1 pseudogene is annotated in these 320 nt (G+C 59.1%); it reads left to right on the forward strand.

Annotated elements, in window-relative coordinates:
* Nucleotides 1–155 precede the first annotated feature (155 nt).
* Nucleotides 156–320: pseudogene (locus EAE91_RS23880) on the forward strand (IS66-like element ISPlu20 family transposase); the annotation flags it as partial.

Here is a 320-nt window from a genome sequence, read left to right on the forward strand (position 1 = left end):
GGGTGATGACGCCCGCCCAGTTTGACTGGCTCATCCGCGGCATTCACTGGCAACAAGTCGAGGGAGATGACCTGTCCGGCTGGCGAAGCTAATTCCGCTACCCCGGTCACACTTTTACCGGATAACGGCGGGGAATTATCCGGTACACTGTCGGTATGACGCTCAATGACTTAATCGCGCTGGATGACCCCGGCCAGTTCCGCCTGCGGGCACTGGCGCTGCTTCAGCAACAATGTGATTATATTCGCCAGCTGGAAGAAGCCCTGAAACAGGCGCAACGCTGGCGTTTTGGCGCGCACAGCGAAACCCTGCCTGCCGGT

Source organism: Photorhabdus noenieputensis (assembly GCF_018448935.1).
Lineage (GTDB): Bacteria > Pseudomonadota > Gammaproteobacteria > Enterobacterales > Enterobacteriaceae > Photorhabdus > Photorhabdus noenieputensis.